This is a genomic window from Banduia mediterranea, assembly GCF_031846245.1.
Lineage (GTDB): Bacteria > Pseudomonadota > Gammaproteobacteria > Nevskiales > Nevskiaceae > Banduia > Banduia mediterranea.
In genome coordinates, this window is sequence record NZ_JAVRIC010000010.1 from 13,031 (window position 1) to 31,253 (window position 18,223).

Here is an 18,223-nt window from a genome sequence, read left to right on the forward strand (position 1 = left end):
AGTATTCTGCGGCTCAGTCGCTTAGCCATCGCTGAAGCTCAGCGCCACGATGCGTGCCTGCTTGCCGTCGTCCAGACCCAATTGCGCGGCCGTCGCTGCGTCCACGGTCACCGAATCCGGCTGTGGTCCGTACTCGACGAGCGTACAGCGGAAGTCCTCGACGCCGTCGTTGGACAGCAGGTGACGCGGGCCGGCCGACGGAGCGCCGACCTGCGTCGACAATTTCTGTGATTTGCGCACTGTGCGTATGTCGGTGAGCGGTGCTTCCACGGTGGGGCCGCCGTCGAAAATGTCGATGTAGTACTGATAGCGGAAGCCTTCCTGTTGCAGCAGGTGTAGCGCCGGCGCGGTTTGCGGGTGGACCTTGCCCATGACCTCGCGCGCCGCTTCCGGCAGCAGTACGGTGTAGATCGGGTGCGGCGGCATCAGTTCGGCGATGAAGGCCTTGTTGCCCTGGCCGACGATGTGCTCGGCATCACCGTAGTCGATCGTGAAGAAGTGCCGCCCCAGTCCTTCCCAGAACGGAGACTCGCCGGATTCGCTGGATACCCCGCGCATTTCGGCGATGACCTTTTTCGAAAACCGGTGTGGGTGCGCGGCCATGAACAGGAACCGGCACTTGGACAGCAGCCGCCCGGTGCCGCCGGCACGAAACTCCGGCTTGAGATACAGCGAACACAGCACCGACGTGCCGGTGTAGTCGTTGGACAGATACAGCGTGGGTATGCGGTTGTAGAGCTTGAATTCACGGCTGGCGTGTACCGTCATGCCCACGTGGTAGTTGTAGAACGGCTCGTCCAGCCCGCAGGCCGCCTCCACCGCGCAACAGCCGCCGATCTCACCGGTCTCGGTGTCTTCGAGCACGAACATGTAGCGTTCATGCCCGGCTTCGCGCACATCGGTGGCGAAGGAGTGCATCGACAGTTTGATTTTCTCGCGCAGGTAGTCGGCGTTCGGGGGCAGGGAAGTGAACCCCGTGCCGGCGGTCTGGGCCATGTGCAGCAGGGCGTCGAGGTCGTCGAGCCGGATCGGTCGGATGATTTTCATACCTTGCCAATGTCTTGAAGGCTGAAAGCCGCCTCGGACCGGGGCGGCTTCAAAATGGGTGTGTCCGCTACTGTATACGGCCCGGGCGGAATCCCGAGCGAGCGAGCGAGTCAGTCAGTCAATCAGAGCGATATTTCGCCGCGCGCCAGACGCAGCAACAGCAGTGCGGAGAGTTGTGCGCGCTCGCTCAGACTGGAGATGCGCATGTATTCGGCGTCCGAGTGAATCTTGCCGCCGACAACGCCGAGGTTGTCGATATTCGGAAGGCCGTGCGCCGCCAGATTGTTGCCGTCGCAGCAGCCGCCGGTCGGCAGGAATTCCAGACTGAAGCCCAGTTCGCGACCGCAGTCTCCGATCAGTCCGGCGAGCTTTTCGGTCAGCCCGTGGAACGGCTTGGGCGGCCGGGTGAAACCGCCGCGCAGTTCAAGGCGAATGCCGTCGCGTTGGCCGATGTCCGCCATCAGTGATTCGAGCTGCGCCCGCATCCAGGTTTCGTCTTCGGCGGTGGAAGTGCGCACATTGAATTTGAACACGCACAGCGCCGGCACCACGTTGAGCGCGCCGCCGCCCTTGATGTAGCCGGGGTTGATGGTGATGCCGTCGCGCGTGCCGTTGAGCGCGTCCAGCGCTGCCACGAAATCGGCGCAGGCTCGGATCGCATTGCGGCCCAGGTGGTGCTCGCGTCCGGCGTGCGCGGCGCGGCCGTGCACGATCACGTCGAAATTGCCGCTGCCCTTGCGCGTCCCGGCGAGATTGCCGTCCGGGAAGGACGGTTCGTAGATCATGCCGAAGCGGTTGCGCGCGGCGGCTTCGGCCAGCAGCGGAGCCGAACCGTGCGAGCCGATTTCCTCGTCGGGATTGAACAGCACCTCCCAGCCGATGGCTGCATTCCAGGGGCTGGCCTCCAGGGCGCGCAGCGCCTGCAGCATGACCAGCTGACCGCCCTTGAGATCGGCCACACCGGGGCCGTGCAGGGTGTCCGCGTCGACCTGACGTGCCGTCTGAAACGGATGATCGGCCGCGAACACGGTGTCCAGATGTCCGCACAGGAACACCTGCAGTGGCGCTTGCGGACGCTTGCGCAGACGGATGGCGCGACCGAGCGCGCGCTGGCGCAGCTCGCCGGAGTCCGCAATGCTGGCGAACGGCGCGACTTCAATGTGTTCCACCTGAGCTTGCAGATCCGCGAACAGGGCGATCAGGCGTTCGCCATGGGTGTTGACGCCCTCGACGTTGAAGCTGCCGGAGTTGATGTTGGACAGGGCGATCAGCTCGTCCCGCATCGCGGACTGCTGATCGGCGATGCCTTGCAATAGCGGCGCGTATGCGGCGTCCATGGCGATCCTGCGTGCAAAGCACCATTGTACGGTCGCCGCTCCAATCGCCGGTTGGCCGGAATTGTCCGCCGGCCCTGTCCGGTACGTCCGGCCGACAGTCCGCGGACAGTGTCCTGTTTGGTGAGATTTGAATTCAAGTAAATAAAATCAACAAGATAATTCGACAATCAAACTGGTATGCCGCTTGCGCCATCACACCCTGGACCGTTCGGAGAAGATTATGCGCAGTGCCGGGGAGTCGGCGAAGCCGCGCGTCGTTGCGAGCATCAGCTCGGCCATCATGCTGGCCGTTGCGCTGTGCATGCTGCCGGGCGTGGCGCAGGCCGAGGGTCTGATGCAGGCCTATCGCAAGGCATTGACGCAGGACATGACGCTGGTCGCGGCGCTGGAAGCGCGCAATGCGGCGATCGAGGCGCGCCCGCAGGCGGTTTCCAGTTTTCTGCCGCAGCTCGATGCCAATGCCGGCTATGCGCGGGAGCACTATCACTATGAATCCGATGCGGCCGGTGTACCGGATGACCCTTCCGATCCGGAGCCCGACGCCGCTGACGATGTGCGTCTGTCCGGCTCACGCCGTGAGTGGTCGCTGAGCCTGACGCAGACCCTGTGGAGCTTCGAGGCCTTTCACCAGTTGCAGAGCGCGAGCCTGGACGTGGCCAGTGCCGAGGCGAGCTATCGCGCGGCGCAGCAGGACCTGATGCTGCGGGTCGCCCAGGCTTATTTCGAGGTTCTGGCGGCGTCCGACGCCTTGTTCGCCAACAAGGCCGAGCGCGAGTCCTATGCCACGCTGGTGGACCAGGCGCAGAAGCGGCTCAGCACCGGTCTCGGTGCACGCATCGGCGTGGATGAGGCGCGTGCCTTCTACGAACTCACTGCGCAAAGCGTGATCGATTCGGAAACCGCCTTGATGGACGCGCAGCGCGCCCTGGCGCAGATCACCGGCACGCTGGACCTCGCGGTCACGCCGCTGGCCGAGGAGATTCCCTTGCGCCGCCCGGATCCGGAATCGGCCGACGACTGGGCGCAGGCCGCCTCGCGCGACAACTACTCGGTGCTGGCGGCCAGCCTGGACACGGACTCCGCCGAACGTACGGTGGCGGCGACCCGTGCACAGCATCTGCCGAGCCTGCAGTTGCAGGGCACGCTCGGACACACCGCGCTGTCGCCGCAGCTCGGCAGCGACTATCGCGCCGACAGTCTCGGCGTCTACGTCGATTGGCCGATCTTCAGTGGCGGTCTGCTGCGCTCACGGGTACGCGAGGCCAGTGCCTTGCAGCGCGGCGCCGAAGCCGGTCTGGAAAGCGCACGCCGGGATGTGGATCGGCAGGCACGCCTGGCCTATCGCGGCGTGATTGCCGGCATCCACAAGCTGCAATCGAATCAGCGCGCCGTGAACGCCAATCGCATCGCGCTGAACGCCAGCCGCAGCGGCGTTGAAGTGGGCACACGCACCGAGTTCGATCTGCTCAATGCGCAGAACAACTACTACGCCGCGCTGCGCAGCTACTACCAGTCGCGCTACGACTATCTGACCAACCTGCTGCGGCTCAAGGCTCTGGCCGGGCGCTTGGTGGAGGCCGATCTGGTGGCCATCGACGCGCTGCTGGACGCGGATGCCAAGCGGAGCCAGCCCTGATGTCCGGCGGACTGTCCGGGCGCCGTCAGCGGACGCGTTTTCCCTCGCTTTTATTTGTAAAATTATTAAATAAAACAATTAATTATTTAATAAACTTAAAATGGATCGCGGTTTGCGCGTTGCTGTCATCACGCCGCGCTTCGCGGCTGGAGAGTCGATAGATGTTTCGTGACACGAGTGCGCAGGACCGGGTCGTCGAGCGAGCGTCGTTCTGGAAACGGCGGCGTCTGCCGATCGCGATTGCGCTGCTGATCGTGATCGGCATCGTGATGCTGGCGCCGGGGCTGGCGCGCCTGTGGTCAGCCGAAAAATCGGTGAGCGCCTCGCGCCTGTCGATCGCCACGGTGGAGCGCGGGCGTTTCGTGCGGGACATCGCGGCCGAGGGGCGGGTGGTCGCGGCCGTCAGCCCCACGCTGTACGCCGCCGCCGCCGGCACCGTGAGCTTCGAAATCACGGCCGGGCATGACGTGGCGCAAGGCGAGGTGCTCGGCACCATCGAAAGCCCGGAGCTGGAGAGCGAACTGGCGCAGGAGCGATCAGCCTTGCAGGCGATGACGGTGGACTACCGGCGCGCACAGCTCGACGCCCGGCAGAAGGCGCTGGTGGCGGACGAGACCCTGGAGAAGGCACGCATCGACCGGAATGCCGCGGCGACCGAGCAGGCGCGGACGCAGAAGGCCTTCGATCTCGGCGTGATTCCGGAGATCGAGGTGATGCGCACCCAGGCCGCGCTGGACAAGGCCGAGGTGGCCTACAAGCACGCGCAGAGCGACCGCGGCCTGCAGTCCGAAGGCCTGGCCTTCGAGGTCGATGCCAAGCGCCTGGCGCGTGACCGGCAGGCCTTGCTGGTCAAGGATCTCGATCGCAAGGTCGATCTGCTGAGCCTGCATTCCCCGGTTTCGGGCCAGGTCGGTCAGCTGCTGGTCGCCGAGCGCGCCTATGTCGCCAAGGACACGCCCTTGCTCACGGTGGTCGACCTCAGCGCGCTGGAGGTGGAACTCAAGGTGCCGGAAAGCTTCGCGCGCGATCTGGCGGTGGGCATGCCGGCCGAGATTCGCGGCAGTGGCCGCGAATTCACGGGTGAAGTCGGCGCCGTCTCGCCGGAGGTCGTCAGCGGCGAGGTCACGGCCCGCGTGCGCTTCACCGGCGATGCGCCGCAGGGATTGCGTCAGAACCAGCGCCTGTCGGTGCGCGTGCTGCTCGACGCCCGCGACGATGTGCTGATGGTCGCGCGCGGTCCGTTCCTGGAATCCGGTGGCGGCAACAGCGGCTACGTGGTTCAGGGCGACATCGCCGAGCGCCGCGTGATCCATACCGGCGCCGCCAGCATCGACAAGGTCGAGGTGCTCGACGGACTGCAGGTCGGCGAACGCATCGTGATTTCCGGAAGCGACAACTTCGATGGCGCTCAGCGCGTTGTCATCAGTCGCTAAACGTACTTTAAGAAAGTCTCGTAATTGCCTAAACTTACAGGATTATTTACATGCTAAAGATGGCCCGTCTGTCCAAGGCCTTCCGCACCGAAGTGGTGGAGACCTTCGCCTTGCGTGACTTTTCGATCCACGTGCGCGAAGGCGAATTCGTGGCCGTGACCGGTCCTTCCGGTTCCGGCAAGACCACGTTTCTCAACATCGCCGGCCTGCTGGAAACGCCGACGGGCGGAACCTACGAACTCGACAGCCAGGACGTGAGCCGTCTCGGCGACGATGCGCGCTCGCGCATCCGCAACGAGAAGATCGGCTTCATTTTCCAGGCCTTCAATCTGATTCCCGATCTCAATGTGTTCGACAACGTCGACGTGCCCTTGCGCTACCGCGGCATGAAGGGCTCCGAACGCAAGCGCCGCATCGAGGACGCGCTGGCGCGTGTCGGTCTGTCGGCCCGCACCAAGCATTATCCGGCCGAGCTGTCCGGCGGTCAGCAGCAGCGCGTCGCCATCGCGCGTGCCTTGGCCGGCAGTCCGCGTCTGCTGCTGGCGGACGAACCCACCGGCAACCTCGACACGCAGATGGCGCGCGCCGTCATGGAGCTGGTCGAGGAAATCCACCGCGACGGCGCGACCATCGTGATGGTCACGCACGATCCGGAACTGGCGGCGCGTGCGCAGCGCAATGTGCACATCGTCGACGGGCAGGTGGTGGACCTCGGCGATCCCGAGGCACGGCTGACCGCCGCCAGCGCCGTGCAGGCCTGAGGCCGGCATCACCATGTTCCGTTACTACGCCTGGCTTGCCGTGCGCGGCCTGAAACGCAATCCCGGACTCACGGCGCTGATGGTGCTGGCGATCGGCATCGGCATCGGCGCCAGCGTGACCACGCTGACAGTGCTGCAGGTGCTGTCCGGCGATCCCCTGCCGGGCAAGAGCGACACGTTGTTCTATCCGCAGATCGATCCGCAGGATTCGCTGGGTTATCAGCCCGGCGAGGAGCCGCCCGACGTCATCAGCTATCTGGACGCCAAGAACCTGCTGGATGCGCGTCGCGCCGACCGTCAGGCAGTGATGACCGGCGGCGGCGCGGCGGTCATTCCGGACAAGGCGGGGGTCGATCCGTACCTGCTGGATCTGCGCTACACCTCGGCCGATTTCTTCGCGATGTTCGAGGTGCCGTTTCTGCACGGTAGCGGCTGGACCGGAGCGGACGACGAGGCGCATGCGCGCGTCGTGGTGATTTCGCGCCGGCTCAACGACAAGCTCTTCGATGGCGGCAACAGCGTGGGCCGCACGCTGCGCCTCAACAATCAGGACTTCCGCATCGTCGGCGTGATCGACGAATGGCGCCCGAACCCGCATTTCTACGACCTCAACACCGGCAATTATTCGGATTCCGAAGAGGCCTTCATTCCGCTGGAGACGGCCATCCAGCTGGAGATGGGGCGCAACGGCACGATGAACTGCTTCGGCGAAGAACGGCTCACGCCACAGCAGCAGCTCACCTCCGGAAGCTGCATGTGGCTGCAGTACTGGGTGGAACTCGACTCGGCCGAAAAGCACAAGGATTACCTGAATTTCCTGACGAGCTACAGCGAGGAGCAGCGGCGGCTGGGGCGCTTCGAGCGGCCGGCCAACGTGCGGCTGCGCAGCCTGATGCAATGGCTGGACTATCAGAAGGTCGTGCCCGAGGACGTGCGCCTGCAATCCTGGACCGCGCTCGGATTTCTGGTGGTGTGCATCGTCAACACCGTGGGGCTGATGCTCGCCAAGTTCCTGCGCCGCAGCAACGAAGTGGCTGTAAGACGAGCGCTCGGCGCTCCTCGAACCTCGATCTTCTTTCAGTTCCTGCTCGAAGCCGGGGTTGTGGGGGCGGCCGGGGCGCTGCTGGGTCTGGTGCTGTCGCTGGCCGGGCTCGCCGCCGTGCGCATGCAGCCGGTGGACTATGCGGAGCTTGCGCACCTCAATGGCTTGATGTTCTGCGCTGCGGTGTTGATGGCCGTGATTGCCAGTCTCGTCGCCGGCCTGCTGCCGGCCTGGCAGGCCTGCCGTGTGCCGCCTGCGCTACAGCTCAAGAGCGAGTGAACATGGATATCCAACCGATACTCAAAGCGCTGCGTCATCAGAAGACCGCGGCCCTGCTGATCGCGTTCGAGATCGCACTGGCCTGCGCGATCATCTGCAACGCCACCTTCCTGATCGTCAGTCGAATGGAACGCAGTCAGATGCTCAGCGGCGTCGCGGAGAGCGAACTGCTGCGCATTCGCGCCGCCAGCCTCGACGACGGGGAAGACAAGATGGCGCGGATTCGCGAGGACATCGCCGGGCTGCGCAGCATCCCCGGCGTGGTCTCGGTCACCACCACGCAGCAGGTACCGTTCGGACAATCATCCTGGAATTCCGGTGTGCGCACCGCGCCGGATCAGAAGAACGTCGTGGTCAATGCCACCACGTACTACGACGGCGGTGACATGCTGTCCACCTTCGGTCTGAAACTGGTGGCCGGCCGCGATTTCTCGCCGGACGAGTACTACGATTTCGACGACGTCGCCAGCGGTGCCGTGACGCCAAGCTCGATCATCATCAGTCAGACTCTGGCGAATCGCCTCTGGCCTGGCGAACCGCCTCTGAACAAGCCCATCTATATGGGTAGCAGCGATCCGCTGCGCGTCATCGGCGTGGTCGAAACCTTGGTGCGGCCGTCGATCTGGGATGACAGCACGGCTCACGACTGCATGATCTTTCCCACGCGGGGCGCACCCGGAACCCAGTACGTCCTGCGTGCGCAGGGCGCCGACCTGGATGGCGTGATCAAGAGCGCCACAGCCAAGCTCAAGGCCTTGCAGCCGAACCGCATCGTGCGGGGGGCGGAAACCTTCACCCAATTGCGCGAGGACTACTTTCGCCAGGACCGCGTCATGGCCGTACTGCTGATGACCGTGATCGTCGCGCTGCTGGTGGTGACGGCGCTGGGCATCGTCGGGCTGGCCAGCTTCTGGGTGCAGCGCCGCCAGCGCCACATCGGTATCCGCCGTGCGCTCGGCGCTACGCGCGGCAACATCCTGCGCTACTTCCAGCTTGAGAATTTCCTGATCGTCAGCTCGGGCATCCTGTTCGGCATGTTCGCGGCCTACGGCATCAACGCCTGGTTGATGCAGCATTACGAACTGCCGCGTCTGCCGCTGTTCTATCTGCCGATGGGTGCCGCGGCACTGTGGCTGCTGGGCCAGCTGTCCGTGCTGTATCCGGCATTGCGCGCCACGCGTGTGCCGCCGGCAACCGCCTCACGCAGGGCATAACAAGGGATCACTGAACCAGGTGGGGATATTTCGCGGGATTGTCGTGGCGCAGCCCACGCCGCACACCGGCGCTGACGGCCTTGATGGTACTGAGGATCGCTTTGGGCATCGGCGCCTCGATGACCTCGTTCGCGGTGTACTGCTGAACCTGTGGCTGGTCACGCATTACGAGATGGCGCGCCTGTCGCTGCCCTACATCCTTGTAGCCGCCGTGCTGCAACCGGCGCGCCGTGCGTCCCGCGTGCCGCCGATGGTGGCGACGCGCGAGGCATAGGGCAAGGTAGGATTGATCCATGCGCACCGTACTGATCATCGACGACAACCAAGCGGTCGGCGACGCCCTGGCGCTGTTGCTGTCGTTGCACGAAATCCGCGCCCTGATCGCGTATTCGCCGGAGGGCGGACTGGCCGAACTCGACCGCAGTGATGTCGATGTCGTCATCCAGGACATGAACTTCACCGCGGACACCACCTCGGGCGAGGAGGGCGTGGCGCTGTTTCGCGCGATCCGTGAGCGCCATCCGGACCTGCCGGTGATTCTGCTGACGGCCTGGACGCACCTGGAAACGGCGGTGGAACTGGTCAAGGCCGGCGCCGCGGATTACGTCGCCAAGCCCTGGGACGACGCCAAACTGTCGGCCACGGTCGAAAATCTGCTGGAGTTGTCCGAGAGCACGCGCGAGGTCTCGCGCCATCGGCGCGAACGGCGCCGCCGTCGCGCGGAACTCGAATCGCGCTACGACCTGCGCGGCATCGTCTACGGCGCCACCGCCACCGAGCGTGTGATCGAGCTGGCCTGCCAGGTCGCGCGGGCCGAGATTCCGGTGCTGATCACCGGCCCCAACGGCGCCGGCAAGGAACGCATCGCCGACATCCTGCATGCCAATTCGGCCGTGAGGCGCGGCGCCTTCGTCACCGTCAATTGCGGTGCCCTGCCATCCGAGCTGATCGAAGCGGAGCTGTTCGGGGCCGAGGCCGGCGCCTACACCGGTTCGACCCGAGCACGCGAAGGGCGTTTCGAACGGGCCGACGGCGGCACGCTGTTCCTGGACGAAATCGGCAATCTGCCATTGTCGGGGCAGGTGAAGTTGCTGCGCGTGCTCGAATCCGGCGATTTCGAGCGCCTCGGGTCGGCGCGCACGCGGCACGTCAAGGTGCGTTTGCTCAGCGCCACCAATGCCGATCTGCCGGCGATGATCGAGGAAGGCACGTTTCGCGAAGACCTTTACTACCGGCTCAATGTCATCGAGGTTCGCCTGCCTCCGCTGGCGGAGCGCTGCGATGACATCCCGCCGCTGGCCGAGCATTTCCTGAATGGCGAGGCACGCCTCTCCGACGAGGCACGGGACGCGCTCATGGCCCATTCCTGGCCCGGTAATGTGCGCGAACTGCGCAACGCGCTGGAACGCGCCCGCCTGCTGTGCCGGGACGGCGTGATCGAGGTGGCCGATCTCGATCTGCCGGCGCGCAAGCCCGCTGCGGCGCGCAATCTGGACGAGCCGGACAAGGCCGCCGTCGAAGCGGCGCTGGCCGCCGCCGGCGGCGTGGTCAGCCGCGCGGCGCAGGCGCTGGGGCTGTCGCGTCAGGCGCTGTATCGGCGCATGGAACGCTTCGGTGTTTCGGAATCCTGATCGGGTTTCCGGAACCGTCATGAGCGATAGACCCGTGGGCGGTCATGGCCCGGCGTAGTTTCTCTGTCGAGGGCAGGCTCGCCGCCTTGCTGATGGCGGTCTACGCCTGTGGTGCGCTGACGGCGGTGTTGTTTGCCACCTTGCTGGGGGAGGAGCGCTGGTCGTTGCTGCTGAGCCTGGGCTTCGGCCTGCCGCTGGCGCTGCTGATCGCGCGCCAGGCGATACAGCCGGCGGCGAAACTGCTGCGGGCACTGCAAAGTGCGGTGGCGAGTTACCGTGATGGCGATTTCAGCGTCTCCATCACCAACGACCGCAATGACGAGCTTGGCCGGTTGGTCGCTGTCCACAATGAACTGGGCAGCACGCTGCGCGAACAGCGCCAGCATTTGGTACAGCGCGAGTTGATGCTGGATACGGTGGTGCAAAACACGCCGGTGGCCCTGGTGCTGACCGAGCACAGCGGTCGCATCGCCTATGCCAACCTCGCCGCGCGCAAGCTGTTCAATGACGGCCGCAGCATCGGCGGGCTGGCGTTTTCATCGCTGCTCGATAAGCTGCCCGAGGTGGTACGGGACGCGGTGGCGAGCGGCGAAGATGGCTTGTTCACCGTCGCGATCGAGGGCATCGACGAGACTTTTCACGTTTCGCGGCGGGGTTTTCGCCTGCAGGGACGGCCGCACCGCCTCTACCTGATGCGGCGCATGACGCGGGAGTTGTCGCGGCAGGAAGTGGCCACCTGGAAAAAGGTCATCCGCGTCATCAGCCATGAGCTCAACAATTCCCTGGCGCCGATTTCGTCCATGGCGCATTCCGGCGCGGAGTTGGCGAGGCGCGGCGATACCGCGCGTCTGCCGCAGGTATTCGGTTCGATCCGCGAGCGCACGCGGCATTTGCACGGTTTCATCGACGGATACGCGCGTTTTGCCAAGTTGCCGGTGCCGCAGTTGGCGCGTCTGGACTGGGCCGAGTTCATGGACACGCTCGCGGGCCAGGTCTCGTTCACGCTGGACGGCGGCCTGCCGGAGACGCCGGTGTGGCTGGATCGCACGCAGATCGAGCAGGTGCTCATCAACCTGATCAAGAACGCCCACGAATCCGGCGGCGCCGCCGACCAGGTGCGGGTCTCGGTGCAGCGGGTGGCCGATGAATTCCGCGTGGACATCGCCGACCGCGGCAGCGGCATGAGCGAGGCGGTGCTCGCCAACGCCTTGCTGCCGTTTTATTCCACCAAGCGCAGCGGCACCGGCCTGGGGCTGGCGCTGGCCCGCGAAATCGTGGAGGCGCACGGCGGTCGCATTCATTTGTCCAACCGCAGCGGCGGCGGTCTGCGGGTGCGTTTGGCGCTGCCGGCCGCCGCGCGGGAGCCCCTGGCCTGAGGCTGTGGCTCTTCGCCATTATGCGTCCGGTACGGGGTTTGCTTCACTGGACCGATGCTCGCGGTACGGCCGCACAACGATAACGAACCGAAAATAGCTGCGCGGTCACAGGGCCGCCGACAAGGATCTCAATGAGCGGAGACGATCTGGTGGACGAACTGCGCGTGCCGAGCCTGTGGCAGGCGCTGGCGCCGCTGGCGGTACTGGCGCTGATGCTGGTGGCGGCGGTGGCCCTGTTCGGTAGCGATGCTTCCTACGGACCGAACCAGATCGTCCTGCTGGTGGCGGCCGGCGTGGCGGCGGCGATCGGTATTGCCAACGGCCTGGTGTGGAAGGACTTCGAGGAGGCCGTCGGCCAGAGCATCGCGGTGTCGTCCAACGCGATGCTGATTCTGCTGATGGTGGGTGCCGTGATCGGTAGCTGGATTCTCTGCGGCACCGTGCCCACGCTGATCTACTACGGCCTGCAACTGCTGCACCCGGCGGTCTATTACCCGGCGAGTTGCCTGATCTGCGCCGTGATCGGGCTGGCCATCGGCAGTTCCTGGACCGTCGCCGGTACCGTCGGCGTGGCACTGATGGGCGTTGCCAGCGGGCTGGGCCTGAGCCCGGCGGCGGCGGCGGGCGCGGTGATTTCCGGCGCCTATTTCGGCGACAAGATGTCGCCGCTCTCCGACACCACCAATCTCGCGCCGGCTGTCGCCGGTTCCGAGTTGTTCGATCATATTCGCCACATGTGCTGGACGACCCTGCCCAGCTTCACCTTGGCCTTGATCGGCTTCACCGTGCTCGGCCTGACCACCGACCTGTCCGGCACGGCGCAAGGGCCGGAGGCCTTGCTGGCCTCGATCGACACGCAGTTTGGCATCGGCCTGCATTTGCTGATTCCGGTCGCGCTGGTGCTGGTGCTGGCAATGCGCCGCGTACCGGCGTTGCCGACGTTGGCGGCGGGCGTCGCCGCCGGGTTGCTGTTCGCGGCCGTGTTTCAACCCGAGCGCGTCGCCGATCTCGGCGCCTCGATTTCCGACAATCCTGGCGTGCGGGCTGTGGGCGGGCTGTGGCACGCGCTGTTCGACGGCTATGCCGGCGACAGCGGCAATGCCAATCTGGACGAGCTGCTCAATCGCGGTGGCATGTCCAGCATGCTCAACACGATCTGGCTGATTCTGTGCGCGATGGCCTTCGGCGCCTGCATGGAACGCGCCGGTCTGCTGCAACGCCTGATCGTCGGGGTGCTGCGCGGGGTCAAGACGGCCGGTGCGCTGGTGGCGGTGACGGTGCTGACCGCCGTCGGCGTCAACATCGTCGCCTCCGATCAGTACATTTCCATCGTGCTCACCGGACGCCTGTACCGGATCGAATACGAACGCGTGGGCCTGGATCCGCGCAATCTGTCGCGCGCCATCGAGGACGGCGGCACCCTGACCTCCGTGCTGGTGCCATGGAATACCTGCGGCGCCTACATGACGGCGACCTTGGGTGTTTCCACCTTCCATTATCTGCCTTTCGCCTTCTTCAATTGGCTGTCGCCACTGATCGCAATTTCCATGGCGCTGGCCGGCTTCAGGCTGCTGCGCAAGAACTCCGCCAGCGCTGCCAGCTGATCGGCGAGCGCCTGGCGTGTACGTTTCGTTGCCGTTCATGATCGTTTGGTAATTTCTTCATTCAATTGGGAAAGATGCGGAGAGTCCGCGTCGCCAGAGTGGGGATTGCCGAGGTATGAACCCAGTCATGACGTCGGGGCACGCGGAACAGGCCGCCGCTGCGCGGGATTTGTTGAATGCGTGCGAGCGCGAACCGATTCACGTTCCGGGCAGCGTGCAGCCGCACGGCGTATTGCTGTGCATGGACGAGAATCTCAGGATCGTCCAGGCCAGCGAAAGTGCCGACATCTGGTTGAGCCACAGCGCCGATGCCCTGGTCGGCCGGGAATGTGCCGAGCTGCTGGGCGAATCCGATATGGAGCGTCTGCGAACGGCCAGGGGCAGGGCGGATATCGAGGAAGCACCCCTCTACATCGGCGTGCTCACGGCCAATGCGCGCCGCTTCGATGGCGTGCTCCACCGCAACGACCAACTGCTGTATCTCGAACTGGAACCCACCCGGCGCGAACAGGACATGGGCTTCGGAGGCATCTACCCCCTGGTCCGATCGTTCGTATCGAACCTTCAGAGCGCGAGCTCCGTGGATGCGCTGTGCGAGCTCGCCGCGCAGGAGACCAAGACCATCACCGGATTTGGCCGCATCCTCGTTTACCGCTTTGACGAGGACGGGCATGGCCAGGTGCTGGCAGAGCGGCGCGACGAATCCTACGAGTCCTGCCTGGGCATGCTGTTTCCGGCGTCCGATGTGCCACCTCAGGCCCGTGAGCTGTATCTCAGAAATCGCGTGCGTCTGATCGCGGACGCAAATGCCAGCCCTTCGCCATTGCATCCGCGCGACAACCCGCTGAGCGGCGCGCCTACCGACCTCAGCTTTTCGGGGCTGCGCAGCGTCTCGCCGGTACACATCCAGTACATGAAGAACATGGACATCCTCGCGTCCATGTCGGTCTCGATCATCGTGCGCGGTCGCCTGTGGGGCCTGATCTCGTGCCATAACGCCGAACCCCGCCAGGTACCGTTCGATGCCCGCACCGCCTGCGAGCACCTGGGGCAGATCCTGTCGCTGCAGATCGAAGCCAACGAAGAGCGCGCGCAGACCCAGCAGCGGCTCGAGTTGCGGCGCATTCTGGTCGGACTGCTGTCCGCGATCGCGGATCGCGATGATTTCGTGGCCGGACTGATGTCCAGCCCGACCGATCTGCTGGCGTTCGCGGGTGCCGGTGGGGCCGCGATCCTGTTCGGCGGCCGTTGCGAGTTATTCGGTGATACCCCCGATGAAGCCGAAGTGCTCAAGCTGGTGGGCTGGTTGTCCGCCCATTCGTCCAACACGGTGTTCTCGAGCGCCTGTATCGACCGTGATCTTCCGGCCGACGTGGTCCCCATGGGCGACACGGCTGGCGTTATGGCGGTGTCGATCTCTCAGGTGCACCGCAACTACATCGTCTGGTTCCGACCGAAGGTCCGGCGCACCGTGACCTGGGCCGGCAGGCCGGACAAGACCGCGACAACCGCCGAGCCAACGATGCTCAGTCCGCGCAACAGCTTCGAGGCCTGGAGCGAGACGCATACGGAGTGCAGCCGCCCCTGGAGCGCCGGCGAGCTTGACGCGGCGCTGGAACTGCGCAGCGCGATCCTGACGATCGTTCTGCGCCGTGCCGAGGAAATGGCGGCGCTGGCGCATGAGCTGGAGCGCAGCAACCGCGAGCTGGAGGCGTTCTCGTATTCGGTGTCGCACGACCTGCGCGCACCGCTGCGTCATATCGTCGGCTACGCGGATCTGCTGCGCGAACTCGAAGGTGAGGGCTTGAGCGATCGAGGGCGTACGTATCTCGCCAACGTCGAGGAATCCGCGACCTTCGCCGGCACGCTGGTGGATGACCTGCTCACATTCTCGCAGATGGGGCGGGCCGCACTACGACCCACGCAGGTGAATATCCGCGAGCTGGCCGAATCGGTGATCAAGGATCTCGACGCCGAGACAGCGGGCCGTAACGTTCGCTGGGAATTCGGCGAACTGCCCGTGCTACGCGGCGATCCGGCCTTCCTGCAGATGGTGATGCGCAACCTGCTGTCGAATGCGGTCAAGTATTCGCGAGGGCGGGAGCCGGCCGTTATCCGTATCGACGGCGAAGACACGGCCACCACCCATGTCGTCCACGTTCGCGACAACGGGGTCGGCTTCAACATGAAGTATGTCGGCAAGCTGTTCGGGGTGTTTCAACGCCTGCATCGCATGGAGGATTTCGAAGGCACCGGTATCGGGCTCGCCAACGTCCGCAGAATCATCGAACGACATGACGGTCACGTCTGGGCGGAAGGGGAGACCGGCCACGGTGCGGTTTTTTCATTTGATCTACCCAAACTCTGAACACGTCATGAGCACCTCACTCAAACCCATACTTCTGGTGGAAGACAATCCCAAGGACCTTGAGCTGACCCTGATCGCGCTCGAGAAGAGCCAGCTTGCCAACGAGGTGGTGATCACGCGAGACGGTGTCGACGCACTGGACTACCTGTTCTGCCGCGGCGACTACGAATCCCGTCACAACGGCAATCCGGCGGTCATTCTGCTCGATCTGAAACTGCCACGGCTCGACGGAATCGAGGTGCTGCAGGTGATCCGCACGACACCGGCGCTCAGAAGCATTCCCGTGGTGATGCTGACCTCCTCGCGCGAGGAGGCCGATCTGTTGCGCAGCTACGAACTGGGTGTGAACGCCTATGTCGTGAAGCCCGTCGCGTTCGGTGAATTCGTGGAGGCCATCACGGACCTCGGAATCTTCTGGGCGGTGCTCAACGAGCCACCTCCCGGTTCCGCCCGCGTTGCCCGAAGGAGCGCGCAAAAATGAACCCGCCGGGTCCCGAATCCGAGGGAACCCCAATCCGCATACTGCTGCTTGAAGACAATCGCCTGGACGCGGACCTGACGCGTCTGCGTCTGGAGAGCCTGCGCATGCCGGTTTCTCTGCATGTGGTCGAGACCGAGGCCGATTTCTGCTGGGCGCTGGACGTCGGAGACATCGACATCGTGCTCGCCGATTTCATGTTACCGGCCTTCTCGGGCGCCGAAGCCCTGGCGATTGTCCGCGAACGCTCGCCGGACCTGCCGTTTGTCGTGGTGTCCGGCGTTCTCGGTGAAGAACACGCCGTCGAGATTCTGAAGAAGGGCGCCACCGACTACGTCGTCAAACAGCGTCTGCAACGTTTACCGATGGTCGTGGAACGGGCGCTCGCAGAGGCCAAGGAGCGGCGCCAGCGCATCGGCGCAGAACGTGCGCTGGAAACCTCGGAGACCAACTATCGGCGCCTGGTTGATGCCCTGCGCGACTACGCCGTCATCGGCCTGAACGCCGAAGGGCGGATCAGGAGCCTGAACCGCGCCGCCGAAGATATTCTCGGGTTCTCGCTCCAAGAGATGAAGGGGCGCCCCGCGAGCCTCTTGTATCAAGGACAGGAAACCGATTGCGGCTCGCTGCACGAATCGCTACAGAACGCCTTGCAGCACGAAAGCCATTCGGTCGAGTGCTGGATGAAGCGCCGCGGCGGCAGCGAATTCTTCGCCTCGATCGTGACCACGGCGATTCGCAACGACGCGGGCCATGTCGTCGGATTTTCGAAGATCATTCGTGACACCACCGAAGCCCGACGCGCGGCCGAAACCCTGGAGGCGGCCAAGGAACAGGCGGAGGCCGCCAACGCGGCCAAGGACCGCTTCCTGGCGATGCTGTCGCACGAACTGCGCACCCCCCTGACACCGATCCTCGCGGCCGTGCACCTGCTCGACCAGGAATCGGCCCTGCCGGCTTCGCTCGAAGACGTGCCGCCGATGATTCGCCGCAACGTCGAACTCGAAGCGCGCCTGATCGACGACCTGCTGGACCTCACCAGCATCACCCACAACAAGCTCAGCCTCACCCTCAAGCCGCTGGACATGGACGCCTGCCTTAACGGAGTCGTGGAAATGGGAAGAGCGGAAGTGCGAGGCAAGCGGCAACAGATGGAAGTCCGCCTGGAGGCAGAACACTCGCTGGTGTCGGCCGATGCTGGCCGTACCCAGCAGATCATCTGGAATGTGCTCAAGAACGCCATCAAGTTCACCCGGAGCGGTGGCCGTATCGTGGTTGAATCCTTCAACCCGGACGCCGATCACTACAGCGTATGTATCAGCGACAACGGTATCGGCATCAGCGAAGCCGCGTTGACGCGAATCTTTTCCGCGTTCGAACAGGCCGATATCTCGATCACCCGCGAGTTCGGCGGACTCGGCCTGGGCCTGGCGATCGCACATGCGCTGGCCTGCAAGCACGGCGGCGAGCTGATCGCCGAAAGTGCCGGGCCAGGGCGCGGAGCGCGCTTCACGTTCACGCTACCGCTGCTCGATCCGGTGCCAGACGAGACCGAGGGACCGGTATCGGTTGACCGTCGCGCCTACGAACGCCCCCTGCGCATCCTGTTGGTGGAAGACAACGAAGACACCAGCCGCGCCATGGCCAGACTGCTCAAGATCCTGGGTCACGAGGTTTCGCTGGCGAATACCGTGGCCAGCGGCAAACGGCTCGCGCAGACCGGGGTCTTCGATCTCTTGGTCGGTGATATCGGCTTGCCGGACGGTGATGGCACCGAAGTCGCTCGCGAATTCAAACGCATACAACAAAGGCCCTCGATCGCCATTACCGGCTACGGCATGGACGAAGACATCCTCAAAAGCCAGGAAGCCGGCTTCACCGCCCACATCACCAAGCCCGTGAACTTCGAGCATCTGAGCGAACTGATCAGCATATTGACCAAATATTGAGCCTGCTGAATATCTGATAAAGCAACCCCGTTTCTGTAATTCCTCGCCGATTCTTCGTTGGTCTCTTG

At 64.5% G+C, this 18,223-nt stretch carries 14 protein-coding genes; 12 read left to right on the forward strand and 2 right to left on the reverse strand.

Features of this window, described 5'->3' with window-relative positions; all coding sequences use genetic code 11:
• Nucleotides 1-21: 21 nt before the first annotated feature.
• Entirely contained in the window at nucleotides 22-1,047 is a 1,026-nt protein-coding gene (astA, locus tag RM530_RS08620) for an arginine N-succinyltransferase (RefSeq protein WP_311364818.1), read from the reverse strand.
• Nucleotides 1,048-1,169: 122 nt separating this feature from the next.
• On the reverse strand, nucleotides 1,170-2,384 hold the full coding sequence (locus tag RM530_RS08625) for a hydrolase (RefSeq protein WP_311364819.1): 1,215 nt from the start codon (nucleotides 2,382-2,384) through the stop codon (nucleotides 1,170-1,172).
• Between the two features lie 184 nt (nucleotides 2,385-2,568).
• Here RM530_RS08625 and RM530_RS08630 point away from each other — a divergent pair, with 184 nt between their 5' ends.
• The 12 genes from RM530_RS08630 (at nucleotide 2,569) to RM530_RS08685 (ending at nucleotide 18,155) form a co-directional block, all read left to right on the forward strand.
• Nucleotides 2,569-4,020 carry a TolC family outer membrane protein gene (locus tag RM530_RS08630; protein WP_311364820.1) on the forward strand — a complete coding sequence of 484 codons (1,452 nt, stop codon included), beginning with the start codon at nucleotides 2,569-2,571 and terminating at the stop codon, nucleotides 4,018-4,020.
• 161 nt (nucleotides 4,021-4,181) lie between these two features.
• Nucleotides 4,182-5,453 carry an efflux RND transporter periplasmic adaptor subunit gene (locus RM530_RS08635; protein ID WP_311364821.1) on the forward strand — a complete coding sequence of 424 codons (1,272 nt, stop codon included), beginning with the start codon at nucleotides 4,182-4,184 and terminating at the stop codon, nucleotides 5,451-5,453.
• Nucleotides 5,454-5,503: 50 nt separating this feature from the next.
• On the forward strand, nucleotides 5,504-6,214 hold the full coding sequence (locus RM530_RS08640; protein ID WP_311364822.1) for an ABC transporter ATP-binding protein: 711 nt from the start codon (nucleotides 5,504-5,506) through the stop codon (nucleotides 6,212-6,214).
• A gap of 13 nt (nucleotides 6,215-6,227) precedes the next feature.
• Complete coding sequence (locus tag RM530_RS08645; protein ID WP_311364823.1) at nucleotides 6,228-7,535, forward strand: ABC transporter permease; 1,308 nt, start codon at nucleotides 6,228-6,230, stop codon at nucleotides 7,533-7,535.
• 2 nt (nucleotides 7,536-7,537) lie between these two features.
• Entirely contained in the window at nucleotides 7,538-8,749 is a 1,212-nt protein-coding gene (locus RM530_RS08650; RefSeq protein ID WP_311364824.1) for an ABC transporter permease, read from the forward strand.
• 43 nt (nucleotides 8,750-8,792) lie between these two features.
• Nucleotides 8,793-9,023 carry a hypothetical protein gene (locus RM530_RS08655; protein ID WP_311364825.1) on the forward strand — a complete coding sequence of 77 codons (231 nt, stop codon included), beginning with the start codon at nucleotides 8,793-8,795 and terminating at the stop codon, nucleotides 9,021-9,023.
• Between the two features lie 19 nt (nucleotides 9,024-9,042).
• On the forward strand, nucleotides 9,043-10,380 hold the full coding sequence (locus RM530_RS08660) for a sigma-54-dependent transcriptional regulator (RefSeq protein ID WP_311364826.1): 1,338 nt from the start codon (nucleotides 9,043-9,045) through the stop codon (nucleotides 10,378-10,380).
• A 44-nt stretch (nucleotides 10,381-10,424) separates the two neighbouring features.
• Nucleotides 10,425-11,756, forward strand: a complete 1,332-nt coding sequence (locus RM530_RS08665) for a sensor histidine kinase (RefSeq protein ID WP_311364827.1) — start codon at nucleotides 10,425-10,427, stop codon at nucleotides 11,754-11,756.
• Nucleotides 11,757-11,887: 131 nt separating this feature from the next.
• Nucleotides 11,888-13,360 carry a Na+/H+ antiporter NhaC gene (nhaC, locus tag RM530_RS08670; protein ID WP_311364828.1) on the forward strand — a complete coding sequence of 491 codons (1,473 nt, stop codon included), beginning with the start codon at nucleotides 11,888-11,890 and terminating at the stop codon, nucleotides 13,358-13,360.
• Nucleotides 13,361-13,487: 127 nt separating this feature from the next.
• Complete coding sequence (locus tag RM530_RS08675; RefSeq protein ID WP_311364829.1) at nucleotides 13,488-15,728, forward strand: ATP-binding protein; 2,241 nt, start codon at nucleotides 13,488-13,490, stop codon at nucleotides 15,726-15,728.
• Nucleotides 15,729-15,735: 7 nt separating this feature from the next.
• Nucleotides 15,736-16,209: a response regulator gene (locus RM530_RS08680; RefSeq protein WP_311364830.1), complete on the forward strand. Its 474-nt coding sequence runs from the start codon at nucleotides 15,736-15,738 to the stop codon at nucleotides 16,207-16,209.
• On the forward strand, nucleotides 16,206-18,155 hold the full coding sequence (locus RM530_RS08685) for a hybrid sensor histidine kinase/response regulator (RefSeq protein ID WP_311364831.1): 1,950 nt from the start codon (nucleotides 16,206-16,208) through the stop codon (nucleotides 18,153-18,155). Before RM530_RS08680 ends, RM530_RS08685 begins: the two co-directional genes overlap by 4 nt.
• Nucleotides 18,156-18,223 lie beyond the last annotated feature (68 nt).

Bases quoted from the DNA above. Each gene is read 5' to 3' on its own strand.
- astA (WP_311364818.1), bottom strand. From the start codon at position 1,047: ATGAAAATCATCCGACCGATCCGGCTCGACGACCTCGACGCCCTGCTG.
- RM530_RS08625 (WP_311364819.1), bottom strand. From the start codon at position 2,384: ATGGACGCCGCATACGCGCCGCTATTGCAAGGCATCGCCGATCAGCAG.
- RM530_RS08635 (WP_311364821.1), top strand. From the start codon at position 4,182: ATGTTTCGTGACACGAGTGCGCAGGACCGGGTCGTCGAGCGAGCGTCG.
- RM530_RS08640 (WP_311364822.1), top strand. From the start codon at position 5,504: ATGCTAAAGATGGCCCGTCTGTCCAAGGCCTTCCGCACCGAAGTGGTG.
- RM530_RS08645 (WP_311364823.1), top strand. From the start codon at position 6,228: ATGTTCCGTTACTACGCCTGGCTTGCCGTGCGCGGCCTGAAACGCAAT.
- RM530_RS08650 (WP_311364824.1), top strand. From the start codon at position 7,538: ATGGATATCCAACCGATACTCAAAGCGCTGCGTCATCAGAAGACCGCG.
- RM530_RS08660 (WP_311364826.1), top strand. From the start codon at position 9,043: ATGCGCACCGTACTGATCATCGACGACAACCAAGCGGTCGGCGACGCC.
- RM530_RS08665 (WP_311364827.1), top strand. From the start codon at position 10,425: ATGGCCCGGCGTAGTTTCTCTGTCGAGGGCAGGCTCGCCGCCTTGCTG.
- nhaC (WP_311364828.1), top strand. From the start codon at position 11,888: ATGAGCGGAGACGATCTGGTGGACGAACTGCGCGTGCCGAGCCTGTGG.
- RM530_RS08675 (WP_311364829.1), top strand. From the start codon at position 13,488: ATGACGTCGGGGCACGCGGAACAGGCCGCCGCTGCGCGGGATTTGTTG.
- RM530_RS08680 (WP_311364830.1), top strand. From the start codon at position 15,736: ATGAGCACCTCACTCAAACCCATACTTCTGGTGGAAGACAATCCCAAG.
- RM530_RS08685 (WP_311364831.1), top strand. From the start codon at position 16,206: ATGAACCCGCCGGGTCCCGAATCCGAGGGAACCCCAATCCGCATACTG.